Here is an 18,283-nt window from a genome sequence, read left to right as displayed (position 1 = left end):
TTTCAATACATTTCAACACAATCACAATTGTGTCGCTATAAAAAAACAACAATTCAAAAACATTTTAAAAACCGCTGGATTCAAGTTACAAATGCAACTTTTTGCTTGAACATTCAAATCCTCATTTCCTTTTTCTTTTTCAAATAATCCGAAGCAAAAGATTGCTATATTGCATTCGCTTAAAAAACAATCCTATTACAGAAACAACCTGTTTTTTGACATAAAAAAACCACATATAATTGACTATGAAAAAAACAATACTTACCACGGCTCTTGCATCAATAAGCCTTTTTGCAGCAGCCCAAAATTCAGATCTAATAACAAAAACAAATAAAAAAGCTGACGCAATAGAATCTAAGGTAATCTCTATTCGCCGCGATTTTCACGAACATCCGGAATTAAGCAATAGAGAATTCAAAACTGCTGATAAAATAGCAGCTCACTTGCGTTCTTTAGGAATAGAAGTCCAAACCGGAGTTGCTAAAACTGGGGTTATAGGTATCTTAAAAGGAGGGAAACCAGGGCCAGTTGTAGCCCTTAGAGCTGATATGGATGCATTGCCGGTTGTAGAAAGGGTCAGCATTCCTTTTGCATCAAAAGTAATGGGAGAATATAACGGACAAGCTGTAGGTGTAATGCATGCCTGCGGTCATGATTCTCATATGGCCATATTAATGGGAACTGCTGAAGTATTGGCATCTGTAAAAAACGACATAAAAGGGACTGTGAAATTTATTTTCCAACCCGCTGAAGAAGGACCGCCAGAAGGAGAAGAAGGTGGTGCGGCATTAATGGTTAAAGAAGGTGTGCTACAAAACCCTAAGGTAGATGTTATTTTTGGTTTGCATATTAGCGCCCAAACTGAAGTAGGAAAAATCAATTACCGTCCTAAAGGAGCTATGGCATCTTCAGACTGGTTCAAAATAAAAATAAAAGGGAAACAAGCCCATGGAGCAAGTCCTTGGCAAAGTGTGGATCCAATAGTTACTGCTTCACAAATAATTATGGGATTGCAAACTATTGTCAGTAGAAATGTAGACATCACTGAATCAGCGGCTGTAGTAAGTGTAGGGAAAGTAACTGCTGGAGTAAGAAGCAACATTATACCTGAAGATCTTGAAATGGCAGGTACCATTAGAACATTAGATCCTAAAGTAAAGATAATGATTCACGAGAAAATAAATCAAATTGTGAGCAACATCGCAGAAAGTGCTGGCGCTACCGCAGAAATAAACATCACTGAGCAAACACTAATCACTTACAACGATCCAGATTTAACTAGTATGATGTTACCTTCATTAGAAGCAACAGCAGGAAAAAACAATATAATCCTTGCAAATGCAATGACTGGAGCTGAAGACTTCTCTTATTTTCAAGATAAAGTTCCCGGCCTTTTTATATTCTTAGGAGGGATGCCTAAAGGAAAAATAGCAACTGAAACTGCTTCACACCATACACCTGATTTTTACATAGACGAAAGCGGATTTAACCTAGGAGTAAAAGCAATGACAAATCTTACTTTAGATTATATGGAAATGAATGCAAAAAAAGTTTCAAAATAATAATAAAAAAACAAATAATTCCAATGAAAATAAAGTTCTTAACCCTTGCCTTACTTTTCTTTGTTTCACATTCAAAAGCACAAGATAGCCGTTCGATAATAAAAAAGAAAGCCATAATAGCATCTGTAGACAAACACGAGCAAGAGCTTATAAAGCTTAGCAATCAAGTATGGGAATTTGCTGAAACCGCAATGAAGGAAACAAAATCAGCCAAAGTTCTGGCTGATTATGCTGAGTCACAGGGGTTCAAAGTAACAAGAGGTGTAGCAGATATTCCAACAGCATTTATTGCTGAATATGGAAGTGGAAAACCTATAATTGGTATTCTAGGAGAATACGATGCCTTACCGGGACTTTCTCAAAAAGCAATTCCCTCTAAAGAAGCATTAGTAAAAGAGGGTGCCGGACATGGCTGTGGTCACAATATGTTTGGGGCTGGGAGTTTAGGAGCAGCCGTAGCAATAAAAGAGCAAATTGCAGCAGGAAAACTGAAAGGGACTATCCGTTTTTACGGCACACCCGCTGAAGAAGATCTAGCAGGGAAAGTTTATATGGGAAGAGCTGGTTTGTTTGATGATCTTGATGTGTGTTTAGATTGGCATCCTGATTTTGAAAACAAAGCAAATATGCAAAGTTCTCAAGCAGTGAGTGATTTTTTAATCAGCTTTAAAGGAAAAAGTGCTCATGCGGCAGCTGATCCATGGAACGGAAGAAGCGCACTTGATGCAGCTGAATTATTTAATATTGGAATTAATTTCATGAGAGAACATGTTAAACCAAGCGTACGTATGCATTATGTATATAGTAATGCTGGTAAGGTTCCTAATGTAATTCCTGAAGAAGCTAGTGTGTGGCTCTGGATTCGTGATTCTAAAAGAAACGGAGTTGCTGAAGTTGCCGAAAGAATGAAAGATATTGCAAAAGGCGCAGCTTTAATGGCTGGTGTAGATTACGAAGTAAAACTACAAAGCGGTTTATACGAATTACTTATAAACGAAACGGGAGCTAAAGTAATGCAGGACAATATGAATTTTGTTGGTCCAATATCTTATTCTAAAGAAGAAATTGATTTTGCCGACAAAATCATGAAGGAATACGGAATGGAGACTAAAGGGATCAATGGGAAAATCAAACCCCTTGAAACAACTATTGCAGATCCAAATAACGGTTCTACTGATGTGGGGGATGTCAGTTACATTGTTCCACAAATCACTTTATTAGCCACAACTGCTCCTTATGAATCGCCTTGGCATTCATGGGTTGTAGTAGCCAGTGGTGGAATGAGTATTGGACACAAAGGAATGTTATTTGCTTCAAAATCTTTAGGAACAACAATGGTTGATTTATTTGAAAACGAAAAATTACGCACTCAAATCAAAGAAGAATTTTTAAAACGAAAAGGTAAAGAAGTATGGAAAGCGATGCTTCCGGATGGCCCGCCACCAATACCAGCGGACTAATACACAAACCCTCGAATTAAGTAATAATTCGAGGGTTTTTATTTAAACTTTCTCCTATTTTCAATGCGCATTTTTCACCATCTATAGCTGCAGAAATAATTCCTCCAGCATAACCTGCTCCCTCACCACAAGGATACAATCCTTTTATTTCAACATGCTCTAAAGAAATAGCATCCCTTGGAATACGAACAGGTGATGAGGTTCTCGATTCAGGCGCATGTAGAATGGCTTCATTGGTTAAATATCCTTTCATTGATTTCCCGAATTCAGTAAAACCTTCTCTTAGAATTTGAGTTAAAAAACTAGGAAAAACAGCTCCCATTTCAACCGAAGTGGTTCCGGGAACATAGGATGTTTTCGGAATATCAGCGGAGACTTTGCTTTGTGTAAAGTCAATCATACGCTGGGCAGGGACTTTTTGAGTCTTACCAGCCAAACTCCACGCTTTTTGTTCGATACTTTTTTGGAACTCCATTCCAGCTAATGCACCAAACTTGGCAAAAGGCTTAAAATCTTCCAACTTCAATTCGATTACTATTCCTGAATTAGCAGTGGCTTGATCTCTTTTAGATGGTGACCAACCATTAGTGACTACTTCACCTGGACTTGTAGCACAAGGAGCAATGACACCACCGGGACACATACAAAAGGAATACATTCCTCTTCCTCCTACTTGTTTTACTATCGAATAAGGTGCAGGCGGCAAAAATTCACCACGGTAATCACAGCTGTACTGAATTTTATCAATTAACGATTGTGGATGTTCCGCTCTTACTCCTAAAGCAAAAGGTTTAGCTTCAATAAAAACTTTTTTCCTGTCCAATAACTCAAAAATATCACGTGCCGAATGGCCAGTGGCAAGAATTATATTATTCGCAAGAATCGTTTCCCCTTTTTGAGTTACAATCCCTTGTACTTCTTTATTTTTTATTAAAATATCCGTTAAGCGGGTTTCAAATAAAACCTGTCCTCCACACTCTATGATTTTCTCCCGTATATCTTGAATAATTTGGGGTAATTTATTGGTTCCTATATGCGGATGAGCATCAACTAAAATATCATGAGTAGCACCAAAAGCAACTAACAATTCCAAAATTCGGGTTACGTCACCTCGCTTTTTTGAACGCGTATATAATTTTCCATCTGAATACGTTCCTGCTCCACCTTCTCCAAAACAATAATTAGAATCCTCATCAACAATATGATCAACATTGATCGCTTTTAGATCACGACGGCGACCGCGAACGTCTTTACCACGTTCAACAACAATTGGCTTTAAGCCTAACTCTATTAATTGCAAAGCAGCAAAAAGTCCGGCAGGACCCGCTCCCACAACAATAACTTCCTGAGAGTTTGAAACATTTTTATATTCCGGGAGTTCAATATTATCTTCAAGCAGGGTCTCCCCTATCTTATAAATCACCACTTTCAAATTGAATTTTATTGCTTTTTGTCTCGCATCAACTGAACGTTTCAAAATCGATATATGTTGAATATCCGTAGCTGAAAGCTTTATCAATTGAGCAATATGAAATCTAAGTAACTGCTCGTTAGCAGCTATTTCGGGAGATACTTGTAATAAAAGTTCTTGTGGCATTACATTTTGTTTATTCGCTTTTCTGGATATTTATTCGTCCATAAAAACATTTTCAGGGTACAAAAGTAGTGATTTGAAGTGGAATTGGTAATTTGTTGAACTGGATATTCGTTTAAATGCAGACAAACATTGTAACTTTGCCCTTGCTAAACAATAGAAGAAATGTCAAGACAAATAAAACTAATATGGGATTTTCGCGGGCCGGTATCTGCAAAAATAGCGGAACACCACGAAATTCATTTGAAGGAATTCATTGTTATTGAAAAACTACCTCTGAATATCACTGGTTTTGATATTCATAATGAAATGCACGCAACTGCGTTTATGGTAGTAACTGATGAGAATATGATACAAGTTAGAGATGCTTTGAAACCACATCGAGGAGAGGTCTTTAGTGATCAGTAATCAGTGTTCAGTTTTATTATAAATGAACACTGATTACTGCAAACTAATTAGCTACTTCGCTAATAAATTTAATTCGCATTAAGCGTAATTCATTGATATCGTAGTCGCCTTCAAACTCTTTTAAGGCATCTTCAATTTTATCGGATATGGATTCCATAAAATAATCGTGAATTTCCTCTTGTTGATCATCATCTAGCATATCGTCAATCCAATATTTGATATTCAACTTGGTACCAGAATATACAATTTGCTCCATTTCCTTAATTAAACTTTCCATTGACAACCCTTTTGCTTTAGCAATATCGTCAAGAGACAATTTTCTGTCAACATTTTGAATAATGTATAATTTATTGGCCGAATTAACTCCTGTAGACTTCACTACAAGATCATCAGGGCGGATAATATCATTTTCTGAAACATAACTATTGATTAACGCTATAAATTCACTTCCGTATTTTTTAGCTTTTCCTTCCCCAATTCCGTGGATATTCACCAATTCTGATAATGAAATTGGATATTTCAAAGCCATATCTTCGAGTGATGGATCTTGGAAAACCACAAATGGAGGAACCCCTAATTTCTTTGCGACCTTTTTTCGTAAATCTTTCAGCATCCCCATTAATACAGGATCTGCAGTACCTGAGTTTTTTGAAGCGGTTACTATTGCTTCATCTGATGTTTCATTGTATTCATGATCTTCAGACATCATAAAAGATTCTGGTTTTTCTATAAAACCCAAACCCTTTTTGGTAATTTTCACTATACCGTAAGTCTCTATATCTTTGGATAAATAACCCGCAACAAGAACTTGTCGAAGCAAGGCCATCCAATATTTTTCATCAAATGCAGAACCAGATCCAAAAAAAGATTGAGAATCAGTTCTATGTGCTTTTATTACAGCGTTAACACGACCTATTAAGGTAAAAACGATTTCTTTAGATTTGTATAAGTGTTTAGTGTCCCTAACCACTTCGAGCAATTTCACTACCTGATCTTGTGCTTCAACTTTAGCTTTTGGATTCCTAACGTTGTCATCCATATCCGAACCTTCTTCGATACCACCGTTGAATTCTTCCCCAAAATAATGCAATAGAAATTTCCTTCTGGACATGGAAGTCTCCGCATACGCCACTACTTCCTGTAACAAGGCAAAACCAATCTCCTGTTCGGCAACGGGTTTACCAGACATAAATTTTTCTAATTTCTCTACATCTTTATAGGAGTAATAAGCAAGACAATGTCCCTCGCCTCCATCACGTCCAGCTCTACCAGTTTCTTGATAATAACTTTCCAGTGATTTTGGAATATCATGGTGAATCACAAAACGCACATCTGGTTTATCGATTCCCATACCAAAAGCGATAGTAGCCACAACAACATCTACATCTTCCATCAAGAACATATCTTGATGTTTAGCACGTGTTTTAGCATCCAATCCTGCATGATAAGGAACCGCACTTATTCCGTTTACTTGTAAAACCTCAGCAATTGCCTCTACCTTTTTACGGCTCAAGCAATAGATGATTCCTGATTTTCCTTTATGTTGATTTATAAATCGAATGATATCCGATTCTATATTTTTAGTTTTTGTACGTACCTCGTAATATAAATTGGACCTATTGAATGACGCTTTAAAAGTTTTCGCATCAGTCATATCCAAGTTTTTCAGGATATCTTCCTGAACTTTTGGAGTGGCCGTAGCGGTCAAACCTATAATAGGCACATCACCCAATTGTTTAATGATATGTTTTAGATTTCGATATTCAGGTCGGAAATCATGTCCCCATTCTGAGATACAATGTGCTTCATCAATGGCAACAAATGAAATGGGCACATTCTTAAGAAAATTGACATATTCCTCCTTAGTCAGGGATTCCGGGGCTACATATAATAATTTTGTAATACCAGAAGTGATGTCCATTTTTACTTGGGCAATTTCGGTTTTTGTAAGTGAAGAGTTTAAAACATGGGCAATGCCATAATCAGAAGATAGACTACGAATAGCATCCACCTGATTTTTCATCAATGCAATCAATGGCGAAACAACAATTGCAGTCCCTTCCTGAGTCAAAGCGGGAAGTTGATAACACAATGATTTTCCTCCGCCGGTAGGCATAATTACAAATGTATTTTGCTGGCTGAGTATACTTTTAATAACCTGTTCCTGTAATCCCTTAAATTGGCTGAAGCCAAAATATTTCTTTAATTCCTTGTGGATATCAATTTCGTTTGAATTCATTCTTTATTATATGGTATTTTGTATAAATTTGCACCATATAAAGATACTCATTTCTTTTACACTTACAAATTTTAACCATTCTGTTTTGATATCAAAAGAAAATATATTGGCATTAGCCAAAAAAACCATTCTATCTGAAAGTGAGTCGATTACAAAACTCACGGACTTCCTTGACGATAATTTTTCAAATGCAACTGAAATTATTTTCAAATCCAAGGGAAGATTAGTCGTTACTGGAATAGGAAAAAGCGCCATCATCGCACAAAAAATGGTAGCCACATTTAATTCAACAGGCACACCATCACTGTTCCTACACGCTTCTGAGGCCATTCATGGGGATTTAGGAATGATTCAAAATGATGACGTGATTATTTGCATTTCAAAAAGCGGTAACAGCCCTGAAATAAAAGTTTTAGTTCCTTTGTTAAAGCGTTTTGGAAATACCTTGATTGCTATATCTGGAAACATGTCTTCCTTTCTTGCAAAAGGATCGGATTACGTTTTGAACACAACAGTAGATTCAGAATCTTGTCCTATCAACTTAGCCCCTACAAATAGTACTACTGCTCAACTGGTAATGGGTGATGCTCTTGCCGTTTGTTTAATGGAAATGAGAGGTTTTAAAGCGGAAGATTTCGCTAAATTTCATCCAGGAGGCGCTTTAGGCAAGAAGTTGTTGCTAAAGGTAAACGATATGTTAGAGCACTCTCTAAAACCAGCAGTAAGTCCTGATGCTTCAATTAAAAAAGTGATTTTCGAAATATCAGAAAAACGTCTAGGTGTTACCGCAGTTGTGGATCAAAACAAAGTAATCGGAATCATTACCGATGGTGATATTAGAAGAATGCTAAACGAAAGAGACTCTTTTGCAGATTTAACTGCCAAAGACATTATGACCAAGAACCCAAAGCTGATACAAGCATCAGATATGGTTGTTGACGCATTAAACATTCTTGAAAATTTCTCAATTACCCAATTAGTTGTTGTTGAAAACGAAGAGTACAAGGGGGTTTTACATTTACACGATATATTAAAAGAAGGCATAGTATAATGACAAAGAAAACACTAAGTGAGATGACTTTTCTAGATCATCTTGAAGAATTAAGATGGCTGCTCGTAAGAAGTACAATTGCCATTATCATAATGGCGATAGTAACGTATTTCATAAGCGATTATCTATTTGACACAATTATATTCGGACCTACAAGACCTACCTTTTTTACCTATCAATTTTTTTGTGATCTGTCTCATCAGCTGGGTTTCGCTGAAAGTATCTGCGTTACAGAAATGCCTTTTATAATCCAAAACACAGAGATGGAAGGGCAGGTAAATGTATTTATCTGGGTTTGCATCTTAGCCGGATTCATTCTGAGTTTCCCTTATATCCTTTGGGAGATATGGAAATTCATAAGTCCAGCCCTATATGATACCGAAAAGAAAAACGCAAAAGTATTTATCTTTTTCTCTTCCCTGCTTTTCTTTATGGGAGTACTTTTTGGTTATTTTGTGGTCATTCCAATGTCGGTCAATTTCGTTGCCACTTTCACGGTAAGTGATTTGGTGATAAATCAGTTTACCTTAGATTCTTATATTGGAATGGTAAAAACATCCGTTCTGGCAAGTGGATTATTTTTTGAGTTACCAATAATTATTTATTTTCTTACAAAATTAGGACTTGTAACCCCTGAATTTCTAAGAACCTATAGAAAGTATGCAATTGTACTCGTTCTTATCATAGCAGCTATCGTAACGCCGCCAGATGTCGTGAGTCAAACTATTGTCGCAATCCCAATGTTATTAATATATGAAGCAAGTATCTATATTTCGGTATTTGTATCTAAAAAAGAAAAAAAATAAAATGGCTAATATAATCGAAGAATTCAATGAATACCGTTCTAGAATGAACGAAAAATTGCTGGCAGATAACAATAAAATCGTAAAGCGTATTTTCAACCTTGACACAAATGCATATGCTCCAGGAGCGCTTGATGTAAAAACAAAAGAGCTACTGGGATTAGTGGCATCGGCAGTATTGCGCTGTGATGACTGCGTAAAATACCACCTGGAAACCAGTCACAAAGAAGGAATTACCAAAGAAGAAATGATGGAAGCAATGGGAATCGCCACACTAGTAGGCGGTACAATAGTTGTTCCCCATTTACGCAGAGCCTATGAATTTTGGGAAGCATTAGAAGAAGCTGCTACAAAATAATTCATTTCTTTCTCAATAGCAGTTTCGACCAAGCTAATTCATTTAATTGAAACAGTGAAGAAACTAAATAATTGTTAACACGCTTATGTGTTGATTTGTTTATTCGTTTATTTGTGACGATTAAGCAAATCAACGCTTAAACGATTATAAAAAACAAAATGATTTTAAGAGCCGATAATTTAGTTAAAACATACAAAGGAAGAAGCGTTGTAAAAGGCATTTCGGTGGAAGTAAATCAAGGAGAAATCGTTGGTCTTCTTGGACCAAATGGTGCTGGAAAAACAACTTCTTTTTATATGATTGTTGGATTGGTTAAACCAAATTCAGGAAACATTTACCTTGATGATTTAAACATTACTGATTACCCGATGTACAAAAGAGCACAACACGGTATTGGTTATTTGGCTCAGGAAGCATCGGTTTTTAGAAAATTAAGTATCGAAGACAATATCCTTAGTGTGCTTCAGCTTACGAATCTTTCGAAAGAAGAACAGGAAGCAAAAATGGAAAGCCTGATTGCTGAATTCAGTCTGGAGCACATTCGTACCAACAGAGGAGATTTACTCTCTGGAGGTGAGCGCCGTCGTACCGAAATAGCACGCTGTCTAGCAACCGACCCAAAATTCATCCTACTTGACGAACCATTTGCAGGTGTAGATCCAGTCGCGGTAGAAGACATTCAAAGAATTGTTGCTCAATTAAAAAACAAGAACATCGGAATCCTTATTACCGATCATAATGTTCAGGAAACTTTAGCAATCACTGACAAAACCTACTTGATGTTTGAAGGTGGAATATTAAAAGCAGGAATTCCTGAAGAATTAGTGGAAGACGAAATGGTACGCCGTGTGTATCTAGGACAAAATTTCGAATTAAGAAAAAAGAAGTTGGAGTTTTAAGAAAGTGATCAGTTTTCAGTTTAAAAAAGTGATCAGTATTCAGTGGTCAGTAATCAGTTTTAAAAAAGTAGACAATATTCAGTGATCAGTTAAAAAAAGCAACAAGTACACAGTGACAACTTTCCTAGAGAGCTACACCAAATTTTTGCGGATTTAAAATCATATAATTAATTAGTTTTCCAACTTCATTACTTTCATTTAACAATTCATTATAAACACTTTCATTTATATAGTTGCATTTAAATGAAAACTCCAGCCAAACTTGAGTTTCTGAATTTTCAGCATCAGAATCAGTTAATTTACTGTGGTAATTTTTAGGATAAACTCTTTTTCTGTAGGATTCTGAAATATTAGCAGGAACACTTCTTGAAGAGCGCCTAATTTGATCCGTTAAAGAATACATTTCTTCCTTCGGAAATTGTTTTGTTATTTCAAAAATTTTCATCGCTAGTGAAAATGATTTCTTATATGCTAATAAATCTTGGAATTTCATCATTTGTATTATCTTATAAAGCTAATCATTACTTACTGAATACTGATTACCGTATACCGAACACTGACCACTGATTACCGAATGCACGTCCCTAATTAAAGTTGACCGATTTCTATTAATTTATCATTGTCAAAAATAGTAATAATAGGCTTAGAAAAAAGAGGATTATTGAACCAATTATTTTCAAAATCAACAGGGCTTAATTTCCCTATGTTGTTATGAGGTCTCTTATTATTATAATGTTCAACTGCTCTATCTACATCCTTTTTTAATTGTTCAAATGTTTTAGGTTTCCAATGGTCTATATACTCTTCTTTTATTGTTCTGTTAATCCTTTCTGCATAAGCATTGTCTTGTCCTGACAATGCCATGCTGATTTCGCATCCACTCACTTTGAGAAGAGCTATATATTCATTGTAAATATACTGACTACCTCTATCAGAGTGGTGTATCATTGGAGCTTGATTGTTTTCTAATGCCATTTGCATTGCGCTTAAATTAGCAGTAGCTCTCATATGATTAGATAGTTGATGTCCAACGATTTTCTTTGTATAAACATCTATTATAAACACTGCGTAATAAAATCTTTCTCCAACATAAATATAAGTTATATCCGATTGCCAAATCGTCGACGGAGCATATACAGACATTGACTTTATTAGATTCGGAAAATAAACTTTCACAGAAAACGTTGTTCTCCTGTAATTTTTATGCCTTTTTATCCTGAACCCTAAATCCATAAACGTATCGATAAATCTATCTCTTCCTATGAAATTAGGACGCAAAGCATAATACATTTTCTCAACCCCACAACCAGGGTGTTCTTTCCTTAGTTCCTCTGCTTCTAAAATCAGACATTCTATCTTTCTTTCAAAAGCAACCTGTCTTTTTGAATACTGATTAACTGCTTGCTTGCTTATTTCAAGTGTTTCGTAAAGCTGATTTAAAGAAAAACTTATTACTTTCTGGTTCTCAACGAACCAGCTGATTGTGGGGTGTTGGAGTTTTTTTTTATGTCGATATTAAATTCATCTTTAGCTATATCAATCATCTTTTCGAGATAATCAATTTTTATTTGCTTCTGACCAACCGCTTGTTCAAGTTCTTTTATCTTGAGTTCTAACTGTTTTAGCTTATCAATGTTACTATCTTTCATTTCTACAACTCTAATTCCTTTTTCATTAAAAGTAGAAAATTTATAAATCCAATTGTAGATTGTAACGTTATTTACTCCGTAAAGTCGTTCTAATTGCAGAACACTATACTTCCCGCTTTCGTAAAAACTTACGATTCCTTTTTTAAACTCTTCCGAATAAACTCGGAGTTTCCTAATTTCTTTTAAATTTGCATTCATATAACTTGACTTTTGTGGTCAACCTATATCAGGGAAGTACAGAACACTGATTACTGACCACTGAACACTGAACACTGAACACCGAACACTGATCACTGATCACTGATCACTGATTACTAAAAAAACTACTCCACTGTAATAAACTGCAACTGCTGTAAATCTCCATTATAAATATTGACATCTACATTGCCTTTTATCCCAGGAACTGATGCTTTCTCTGAGAATTGCCAAAACAGCCAGTCTTCATTAATTTTTTCTCTATAAAAGTTATAATTGGCGATCCAAAAAAGATAGTCGGAAAACTCCTCTTTTAAGAAATCATCATAATATTTCTCACCGGTATAAATAATCGGTCTAACTTTATAATGCTCTTCCACCCTTTTCAACCATCTTTTCAAACCAACCTTCAATTTAACCATCGATTGATTTTTAGGCATTTGTTCGATATCCAGCACAGGTGGTAAATCGCCTTTACTAAGCTTTACTGTTTGAATAAACAATTCCGCTTGTTCCAATGAGTTTTCATTAGGACGATAATAATGATAGGCTCCCCGAATGAGTTTGTTTCTTTTGGCGCCAAGCCAATTTTCATTGAATTTCTTATCTAGCCTGTCGTTTCCAACAGTTGCTCTAATAAACACAAAGTGTAATGGATATTTATTTTCTAATGTATCAACATAAGACCACTGAATTTCGCCTTGATATTCGGACACATCTATTCCAATAGACTTCCCTGAGTGATTTTGTAAAACCTGAATATTACGAACATCCGAAAGTCGTTTATCAGCTGCTCTTTCTCTTAGAACTTTATTCGTTTTGAAACTAAAATAATAAGCCAGTCCATTTCGGTAATGATAGCCCATACCCAAAAAAAGGAGAACCAAAAAAGCTATTACGCTGTATTTTGTAAAAAGAAATGAGAAAAAAGAAACTTTCTTATTGCTTTTTCTACGAACCACTTTTTTCCTAATCACTCTTTGTTTACCCATTCGAAAAAACTAATTTTTCAATAGCTTGTTATTGACAACAGATAATAAAACATAACCAATAATAATCAAAGGAAGGGCTAAGTAATGAAAGAAAACCAATAATAAAAAGGAGAAGATTAAAAAGACAATTTGAAGTGCATTGTCTTTAAGATTAAACTTTTTTATTTTTAAAGAAAATAAAGGAATCTCAGCATTCAAGATATAAGCACTAGCCAGTGTAATTACTAATAATACCCCAGGATTCGTCAATGCATCCAATACAAGCTCAGAGCCCGTATGATCTAAAACTAAAGGTAAACTCATTATAAAAAGTGTATTAGCGGGCGTAGGCAAACCGATGAAGGAATCAGTTTGGCGCGTGTCAATATTAAAATTGGCTAATCTATAACAAGAACCCATAGTAATTATGAATCCCAGGTAAGGGAAAATAGCCTGAAACGACTCTCCCACTTGACATTTGGACATTAAAAAAAACATCACAAATCCCGGAACAACTCCGCTGGTAACCATATCAGCCAAAGAGTCCAATTGCAAGCCCAATGGACTAGACACTTTGAATAATCGGGCAAAAAAGCCATCAAAAAAATCTAAAAATATTCCAAGGCACACAAAATAAAAAGCCATTTCAAATTCAAGTCTTGCCGCATAAACAATCGCAATGCAACCCGATAAAAGATTGAGTAAGGTAATTAAATTAGGTATGTGTTTCTTTATATTCATTTTGATTTATGTTTTAAGGGTCTTAGATGACAAATTTAACATAATAAGTGAATGAGTACTACGTTTTTTAATACAGATTTTCATTCCCTCCATCACTTTAGTATTTTAATCCTGAAAGGAAGAAATAAGCTCAGTAAAAAATTATATTTTTGATAAAAATTAAACGACCATTTTGGTTTGTAAAAAAAATTCGATTGAAAAAAATTCAATTATTTCTAATACTATTGATTTGCTCCTGCAATTACGGTCAGGCCATTAGAAAATACTCCAATGAGTTTATGAATATTGGTGTAGATGCCGCCGCCTTAGGTATGGCTAATGCAGTTACTGCATCTACCGCTGATGTGAACTCTGGGTACTGGAATCCCGCAGGATTGATAGGGTTAGAAGACAATCAATTCTCATTAATGCACGCCAGTTATTTTGCAAATATCGCACAATACGATTATTTGGCTTATGCGAGTCCTATTGATGACGACAGTGCCTGGGGAATTTCCCTAATTCGTTTTGGTGTTGATGACATCCTGAATACAACCGAATTAATCGACAGCCAAGGTAATATTGACTACAATAGAATTAGTCTTTTCTCCACTGCTGATTATGGTTTCACCTTTTCTTATGCTCGAAAATTACCCGTTCAGGGATTCCAATATGGTGTAAATGCCAAAGTAATACGCCGAATCATCGGGAAATTTGCAAATTCTTGGGGTTTTGGGTTTGATGTAGGCGTACAATTCGAAAAGAACAACTGGCATTTTGGTTTAATGTTACGCGATATCACCACTACATATAATGTTTGGAATATCAATGAGACGGAATACAAAAAGATTGCTGATGCGATTCCGGGACAAAATCAAGAACTTCCTGAAAGCACTGAAATCACAGCTCCAAAAGCACAACTTGGCCTATCAAAAAAGTTTATTATTCGCTATGATTATAGCCTTTTGGCAGCAGCCAACCTCAATATGCGATTTGCAAAAACTAATGATATCATTTCGACTGAATTCGTAAGTATCGATCCTGCTTTGGGATTAGAATTTGGCTATACTGATTTGGTTTTCGTACGTGCAGGCTTTGGGAATTTTCAGAATATCCAACAATTAGACAGTACCGAAAAAGTAGGATTCCAACCCAATATCGGACTGGGTTTTAAATACAAAGGGATACAGGTAGACTACGCCTTAACTGATCTCGGGAATCAAAGCGCGGCTTTGTATTCAAATATTTTTTCAATAAAAGTCGATTTAGCCCTATTTAGAAATTAATTTAGTAAACATACTCCAAATGAAAATTTCCATATTAAAATATATTTTCTCTTTAACAATCCTGTTATTAACCATAACCCAAAGTTATGGTCAAAACATTACTTTATCAAAAAACGCTCGTGTAAGTGTATTGACATGTGGAACAGGAAATGAATCCTATTCTCTTTTTGGGCACACCGCCATTCGTATAAGTGACAGTGACAACAATATCGATGCAGTTTACAATTACGGCGCATTTGATTTCAACACCCCTAATTTTGTATTGAAATTCACAAAAGGAGATTTACAATATTATGCTGTTGTACATTCCTATTCTAATTTCATCAGCGAATATACTTATGAGAAAAGGTCGGTTTACGAACAGGAATTAAACATTTCAGAGGATCAAAAACAAACGTTATTTGATAATTTGAACATCTCTTTAGCATCAGGAGAAAGTCATTACACTTATAAATTTATAGATAAAAACTGCACCTCGATGGTGGTGGATATCATCAATAAAACATTGCAATCTAAGGTAATTGTAAAAAAAGTGGATACTGACAAGACGTATAGAAGTATCTTGAGTCCTTATTTTGACAACCATTTTTATGAGAAACTGGGCACTAGTATCATTTTCGGAAAAAAAGTAGATGGGTATGGAACAGAGATATTTCTTCCTTTCGAATTACTGGAAAGCCTGAAAAGAGTTCAATACAACAATCTACCACTCGCTGCTGAAAGTAAAACCATTATTGAATTTGACAAAATCATACCGGCATCTTGGTGGAATAATTGCTATACTTACCTTATTTTTCTAGTGGTTATTGTCCTTTTGAACAATAAAAAAGTAAACGCATCTTATCTCTTTATAATGGGATTGTTAGGAGTGTTTTTTGTCTTTGTTGGGTTTTACTCCTTCCACAAGGAATTAGCTTTGAATTACAATGTATTATTATTCAACCCAAGTTTATTAGCGCTACTGTATTTTTATTTCACAAAAAATAAAAAATGGATTTACAGATTTTCTTTAATTAACATCCTTTCCTTAGTGGTGTACTTGCTAATCCTGATCAACAAAGTGCATTTAATTATAGTACTCCCATTGATACTAACGAGTTTCACTGTGTTAGTTAAATTGGCCATTCAAAACAAGAAACGCATTCCTATAATAATTTAGGAAAAGAAAATAATAAAGGATGAGTTGTTTTCACCTTTTTGGGTTAATTTGATTTCTCGATAATATAATTAATAAGTACCTAAACATTAAATGTAAACGGGGCGGAAGTCCCCTCTTGAAATCGAAGATTCAACGACTCCAAAACGAATATAAACCGGAGTTATAGGGGCTAGGAGTGTGTTTTTATTAACGTTTTTTGGTTTCAAAAAACACGAAGTCAGAATGTTATCAATAAGGTATTGTTTGCTTTGAGAAAAGGACACACCCCTTACCCCTCTCAAGAGGGGAATACGACCGCATAATCATTACAGGTCTGATTTTTAAAATAATTTAATTATGAACAAAGGGTTATTTAAAGAAAAGTACAAACCCTTTTAATATCGCCTAATGATGCTGTTATTTCTCATCGCGACTTGTTATATTCTTATTTACCTACTGCCCTCTATAAAACAATACTGTAGTTATCGTCTTAATAGCTATATTCAAATCCAGATATACACTCCTGTGTTTTATATAGTAGAGATCGTATTGCAGTTTGATAAGACTATCTTCTATAGTTTCACCATAAGCATAATTAACTTGAGCCCAACCCGTCAATCCTGGTTTTATCACATGTCTGGTTTCGTAAAAAGGCATTTTGGCTGCTATTGCTTTTACAAAAAAGGGACGCTCTGGACGTGGTCCCACTATAGCCATCTCTCCTTTTAATATGTTTAAAAACTGAGGAAATTCATCGATTCTGGTTTTTCTTAAAAACTTACCAAAACCCGTAATTCTATTGTCATTCGCAACAGCGAAAACTGCTCCGTTTGACTCGGCGTTTTTTACCATTGTTCGAAATTTTAGAATATTAAAGATTTCGCCATCTTTCCCAACTCGTTCCTGAGTATAAAACAAATCCCCTTTATTACCTATCCTATTTCCCAATACAATAAAAGGTGTCAGAGTAATACCAACAAATAGCCCAAAAACCGAAAGTCCAATATCAAAAATTCGTATTAAGGATAAATAGAGTTTGTTTTGATTACTTCCGCTAAACGGGAAAAATTTATAAAAATCCCTTTCCATAAAATGAATTGGAATACGCTGGGTTTTACTTTCATAAACTTGAGTGTACTCCCGAATGATGTTACCTGTTTCAAGCAAACGTATTAGCTGTTGATAAAGTTCAGTAGTTATAAATTCCGTTTTTTTGGAAGCAATAACAATTTCCGAAATTTTATTCTCATTAACAAATGAAACCAAATCAGTTCTTTTGATATTCTCAACATAATGATAGTCTTCACTTTTATTTTCTAAAGTATCCGAATTGACATACGCAACAATTTTGTAATGTGGATCTATATTTTCTAATCCCAAAATCAATTCTTCGGCTTGATCTTTATCGCATATTAAAACCGCATTTTGACGAAAACGGTTTGAAGCTAAATAACGGACATAAAACAACCTCCAGCTGTACAAAACAATTATTACAATTATATAAAACAAGAAAATTTGGATTCGGCTTTCAGGGAGTACAGGAGTTAATATTGGCGTTAATAAATAGGCCAAAACAGTAATTGACCCAGTAAGAATAGAACTTCGTAAAACTTGAAATTCATTACTGGCTACCTGTAAGTTATACATTTCAAATATTGCCCCAAAGACATTGAGATACAAGGCAAAGACAAGTATTCTTTTCACAGAGGATGCCGTATTTTCAAGATATGAATATTCAAAAACACTCCCGATTACATACAAGACAGACAAAACAAAAAAAACATCAAAAAAACGAAGAATCATCTTCCTTTCTGATATTTCAAAATGCATTTTGTTTTTAGTCATTGTAACGTTTGATTGGTAGCGCAATATAGTAATTTTGTCAAGATATCGTTTTAATTAAAACTAAACTATTATCAAAAATGGCGTGAAAACATTTGAAACAAGAAC

The 18,283-nt window shown here is 35.1% G+C and carries 17 protein-coding genes; 9 read left to right on the top strand and 8 right to left on the bottom strand.

The genetic code is table 11. The annotated features are described in order from the left end of the window. Positions 1-245 precede the first annotated feature (245 nt). Both FLAK523_RS07195 and FLAK523_RS07190 read left to right on the top strand, forming a co-directional pair. Positions 246-1,562, top strand: coding sequence for an amidohydrolase (locus tag FLAK523_RS07195; protein ID WP_248907879.1), 1,317 nt, complete (start codon positions 246-248; stop codon positions 1,560-1,562). A gap of 23 nt (positions 1,563-1,585) precedes the next feature. Continuing rightward, the gene (locus tag FLAK523_RS07190) at positions 1,586-3,022 is read left to right on the top strand and encodes an amidohydrolase (RefSeq protein WP_248907878.1); all 1,437 of its coding nucleotides are present in this window, start codon (positions 1,586-1,588) and stop codon (positions 3,020-3,022) included. 16 nt (positions 3,023-3,038) lie between these two features. Here FLAK523_RS07190 and FLAK523_RS07185 read toward each other — a convergent pair whose 3' ends face one another. Beyond that, complete coding sequence (locus FLAK523_RS07185; protein WP_248907877.1) at positions 3,039-4,619, bottom strand: NAD(P)/FAD-dependent oxidoreductase; 1,581 nt, start codon at positions 4,617-4,619, stop codon at positions 3,039-3,041. A 162-nt stretch (positions 4,620-4,781) separates the two neighbouring features. Between FLAK523_RS07185 and FLAK523_RS07180 the strand changes: the two genes are divergently transcribed. Then, positions 4,782-5,024, top strand: a complete 243-nt coding sequence (locus FLAK523_RS07180) for a hypothetical protein (RefSeq protein ID WP_248907876.1) — start codon at positions 4,782-4,784, stop codon at positions 5,022-5,024. 43 nt (positions 5,025-5,067) lie between these two features. Here the strand turns inward: FLAK523_RS07180 and FLAK523_RS07175 are convergent, their stop codons facing one another. Continuing rightward, complete coding sequence (locus tag FLAK523_RS07175) at positions 5,068-7,263, bottom strand: ATP-dependent DNA helicase RecQ (RefSeq protein ID WP_248907875.1); 2,196 nt, start codon at positions 7,261-7,263, stop codon at positions 5,068-5,070. An 85-nt stretch (positions 7,264-7,348) separates the two neighbouring features. Here FLAK523_RS07175 and FLAK523_RS07170 point away from each other — a divergent pair, with 85 nt between their 5' ends. From FLAK523_RS07170 to lptB, 4 genes are all read left to right on the top strand, one after another. Next, on the top strand, positions 7,349-8,314 hold the full coding sequence (locus FLAK523_RS07170) for an SIS domain-containing protein (protein WP_248907874.1): 966 nt from the start codon (positions 7,349-7,351) through the stop codon (positions 8,312-8,314). Next, the gene (gene tatC, locus FLAK523_RS07165; protein WP_248907873.1) at positions 8,314-9,120 is read left to right on the top strand and encodes a twin-arginine translocase subunit TatC; all 807 of its coding nucleotides are present in this window, start codon (positions 8,314-8,316) and stop codon (positions 9,118-9,120) included. Before FLAK523_RS07170 ends, tatC begins: the two co-directional genes overlap by 1 nt. Position 9,121: 1 nt before the next feature. Continuing rightward, entirely contained in the window at positions 9,122-9,475 is a 354-nt protein-coding gene (locus tag FLAK523_RS07160; RefSeq protein WP_248907871.1) for a carboxymuconolactone decarboxylase family protein, read from the top strand. 158 nt (positions 9,476-9,633) lie between these two features. Then, complete coding sequence (gene lptB, locus FLAK523_RS07155; RefSeq protein WP_248907869.1) at positions 9,634-10,374, top strand: LPS export ABC transporter ATP-binding protein; 741 nt, start codon at positions 9,634-9,636, stop codon at positions 10,372-10,374. A 124-nt stretch (positions 10,375-10,498) separates the two neighbouring features. Here the strand turns inward: lptB and FLAK523_RS07150 are convergent, their stop codons facing one another. The 5 genes from FLAK523_RS07150 to FLAK523_RS07130 all read right to left on the bottom strand — a co-directional run bounded on the left by FLAK523_RS07150 (position 10,499) and on the right by FLAK523_RS07130 (position 13,930). After that, a complete protein-coding gene (locus FLAK523_RS07150; protein WP_248908065.1) occupies positions 10,499-10,867 on the bottom strand; it encodes a four helix bundle protein in 369 nt (122 codons plus the stop codon). 95 nt (positions 10,868-10,962) lie between these two features. Then, the gene (locus FLAK523_RS07145) at positions 10,963-11,787 is read right to left on the bottom strand and encodes an IS3 family transposase (protein WP_248908062.1); all 825 of its coding nucleotides are present in this window, start codon (positions 11,785-11,787) and stop codon (positions 10,963-10,965) included. 38 nt (positions 11,788-11,825) lie between these two features. Then, positions 11,826-12,221: a transposase gene (locus FLAK523_RS07140; protein WP_248902299.1), complete on the bottom strand. Its 396-nt coding sequence runs from the start codon at positions 12,219-12,221 to the stop codon at positions 11,826-11,828. A 125-nt stretch (positions 12,222-12,346) separates the two neighbouring features. Beyond that, on the bottom strand, positions 12,347-13,210 hold the full coding sequence (locus FLAK523_RS07135; RefSeq protein WP_248907867.1) for a glycoside hydrolase family 25 protein: 864 nt from the start codon (positions 13,208-13,210) through the stop codon (positions 12,347-12,349). Between the two features lie 9 nt (positions 13,211-13,219). Next, positions 13,220-13,930, bottom strand: a complete 711-nt coding sequence (locus FLAK523_RS07130; protein ID WP_248907865.1) for a phosphatidylcholine/phosphatidylserine synthase — start codon at positions 13,928-13,930, stop codon at positions 13,220-13,222. A 278-nt stretch (positions 13,931-14,208) separates the two neighbouring features. On the opposite strand from FLAK523_RS07130, the gene FLAK523_RS07125 reads away from it, so the two are divergent. Further along, positions 14,209-15,195 (top strand): PorV/PorQ family protein, encoded by a 987-nt coding sequence (locus FLAK523_RS07125; RefSeq protein WP_248908061.1) that lies wholly within the window; start codon positions 14,209-14,211, stop codon positions 15,193-15,195. A 19-nt stretch (positions 15,196-15,214) separates the two neighbouring features. After that, positions 15,215-16,354 carry a DUF4105 domain-containing protein gene (locus tag FLAK523_RS07120; RefSeq protein ID WP_248907864.1) on the top strand — a complete coding sequence of 380 codons (1,140 nt, stop codon included), beginning with the start codon at positions 15,215-15,217 and terminating at the stop codon, positions 16,352-16,354. A 432-nt stretch (positions 16,355-16,786) separates the two neighbouring features. Here FLAK523_RS07120 and FLAK523_RS07115 read toward each other — a convergent pair whose 3' ends face one another. Then, entirely contained in the window at positions 16,787-18,178 is a 1,392-nt protein-coding gene (locus FLAK523_RS07115; RefSeq protein ID WP_248907863.1) for an exopolysaccharide biosynthesis polyprenyl glycosylphosphotransferase, read from the bottom strand. Between the last annotated feature and the right edge of the window lie 105 nt (positions 18,179-18,283).

Origin of the sequence: Flavobacterium sp. K5-23, from assembly GCF_023278045.1 — a bacterium.
In the GTDB taxonomy this organism is placed as follows: Bacteria; Bacteroidota; Bacteroidia; order Flavobacteriales; family Flavobacteriaceae; genus Flavobacterium.
This window is presented reverse-complemented; position numbering and strand designations above follow the sequence as displayed.

Excerpts from the sequence above, each read along its gene's own strand:
- FLAK523_RS07195 (WP_248907879.1), top strand. The coding sequence starts at position 246 with ATGAAAAAAACAATACTTACCACGGCTCTTGCATCAATAAGCCTTTTT.
- FLAK523_RS07190 (WP_248907878.1), top strand. The coding sequence starts at position 1,586 with ATGAAAATAAAGTTCTTAACCCTTGCCTTACTTTTCTTTGTTTCACAT.
- FLAK523_RS07185 (WP_248907877.1), bottom strand. The coding sequence starts at position 4,619 with ATGCCACAAGAACTTTTATTACAAGTATCTCCCGAAATAGCTGCTAAC.
- FLAK523_RS07180 (WP_248907876.1), top strand. The coding sequence starts at position 4,782 with ATGTCAAGACAAATAAAACTAATATGGGATTTTCGCGGGCCGGTATCT.
- FLAK523_RS07175 (WP_248907875.1), bottom strand. The coding sequence starts at position 7,263 with ATGAATTCAAACGAAATTGATATCCACAAGGAATTAAAGAAATATTTT.
- tatC (WP_248907873.1), top strand. The coding sequence starts at position 8,314 with ATGACAAAGAAAACACTAAGTGAGATGACTTTTCTAGATCATCTTGAA.
- FLAK523_RS07160 (WP_248907871.1), top strand. The coding sequence starts at position 9,122 with ATGGCTAATATAATCGAAGAATTCAATGAATACCGTTCTAGAATGAAC.
- lptB (WP_248907869.1), top strand. The coding sequence starts at position 9,634 with ATGATTTTAAGAGCCGATAATTTAGTTAAAACATACAAAGGAAGAAGC.
- FLAK523_RS07150 (WP_248908065.1), bottom strand. The coding sequence starts at position 10,867 with ATGAAATTCCAAGATTTATTAGCATATAAGAAATCATTTTCACTAGCG.
- FLAK523_RS07140 (WP_248902299.1), bottom strand. The coding sequence starts at position 12,221 with ATGAATGCAAATTTAAAAGAAATTAGGAAACTCCGAGTTTATTCGGAA.
- FLAK523_RS07135 (WP_248907867.1), bottom strand. The coding sequence starts at position 13,210 with ATGGGTAAACAAAGAGTGATTAGGAAAAAAGTGGTTCGTAGAAAAAGC.
- FLAK523_RS07130 (WP_248907865.1), bottom strand. The coding sequence starts at position 13,930 with ATGAATATAAAGAAACACATACCTAATTTAATTACCTTACTCAATCTT.
- FLAK523_RS07125 (WP_248908061.1), top strand. The coding sequence starts at position 14,209 with ATGAATATTGGTGTAGATGCCGCCGCCTTAGGTATGGCTAATGCAGTT.
- FLAK523_RS07120 (WP_248907864.1), top strand. The coding sequence starts at position 15,215 with ATGAAAATTTCCATATTAAAATATATTTTCTCTTTAACAATCCTGTTA.
- FLAK523_RS07115 (WP_248907863.1), bottom strand. The coding sequence starts at position 18,178 with ATGACTAAAAACAAAATGCATTTTGAAATATCAGAAAGGAAGATGATT.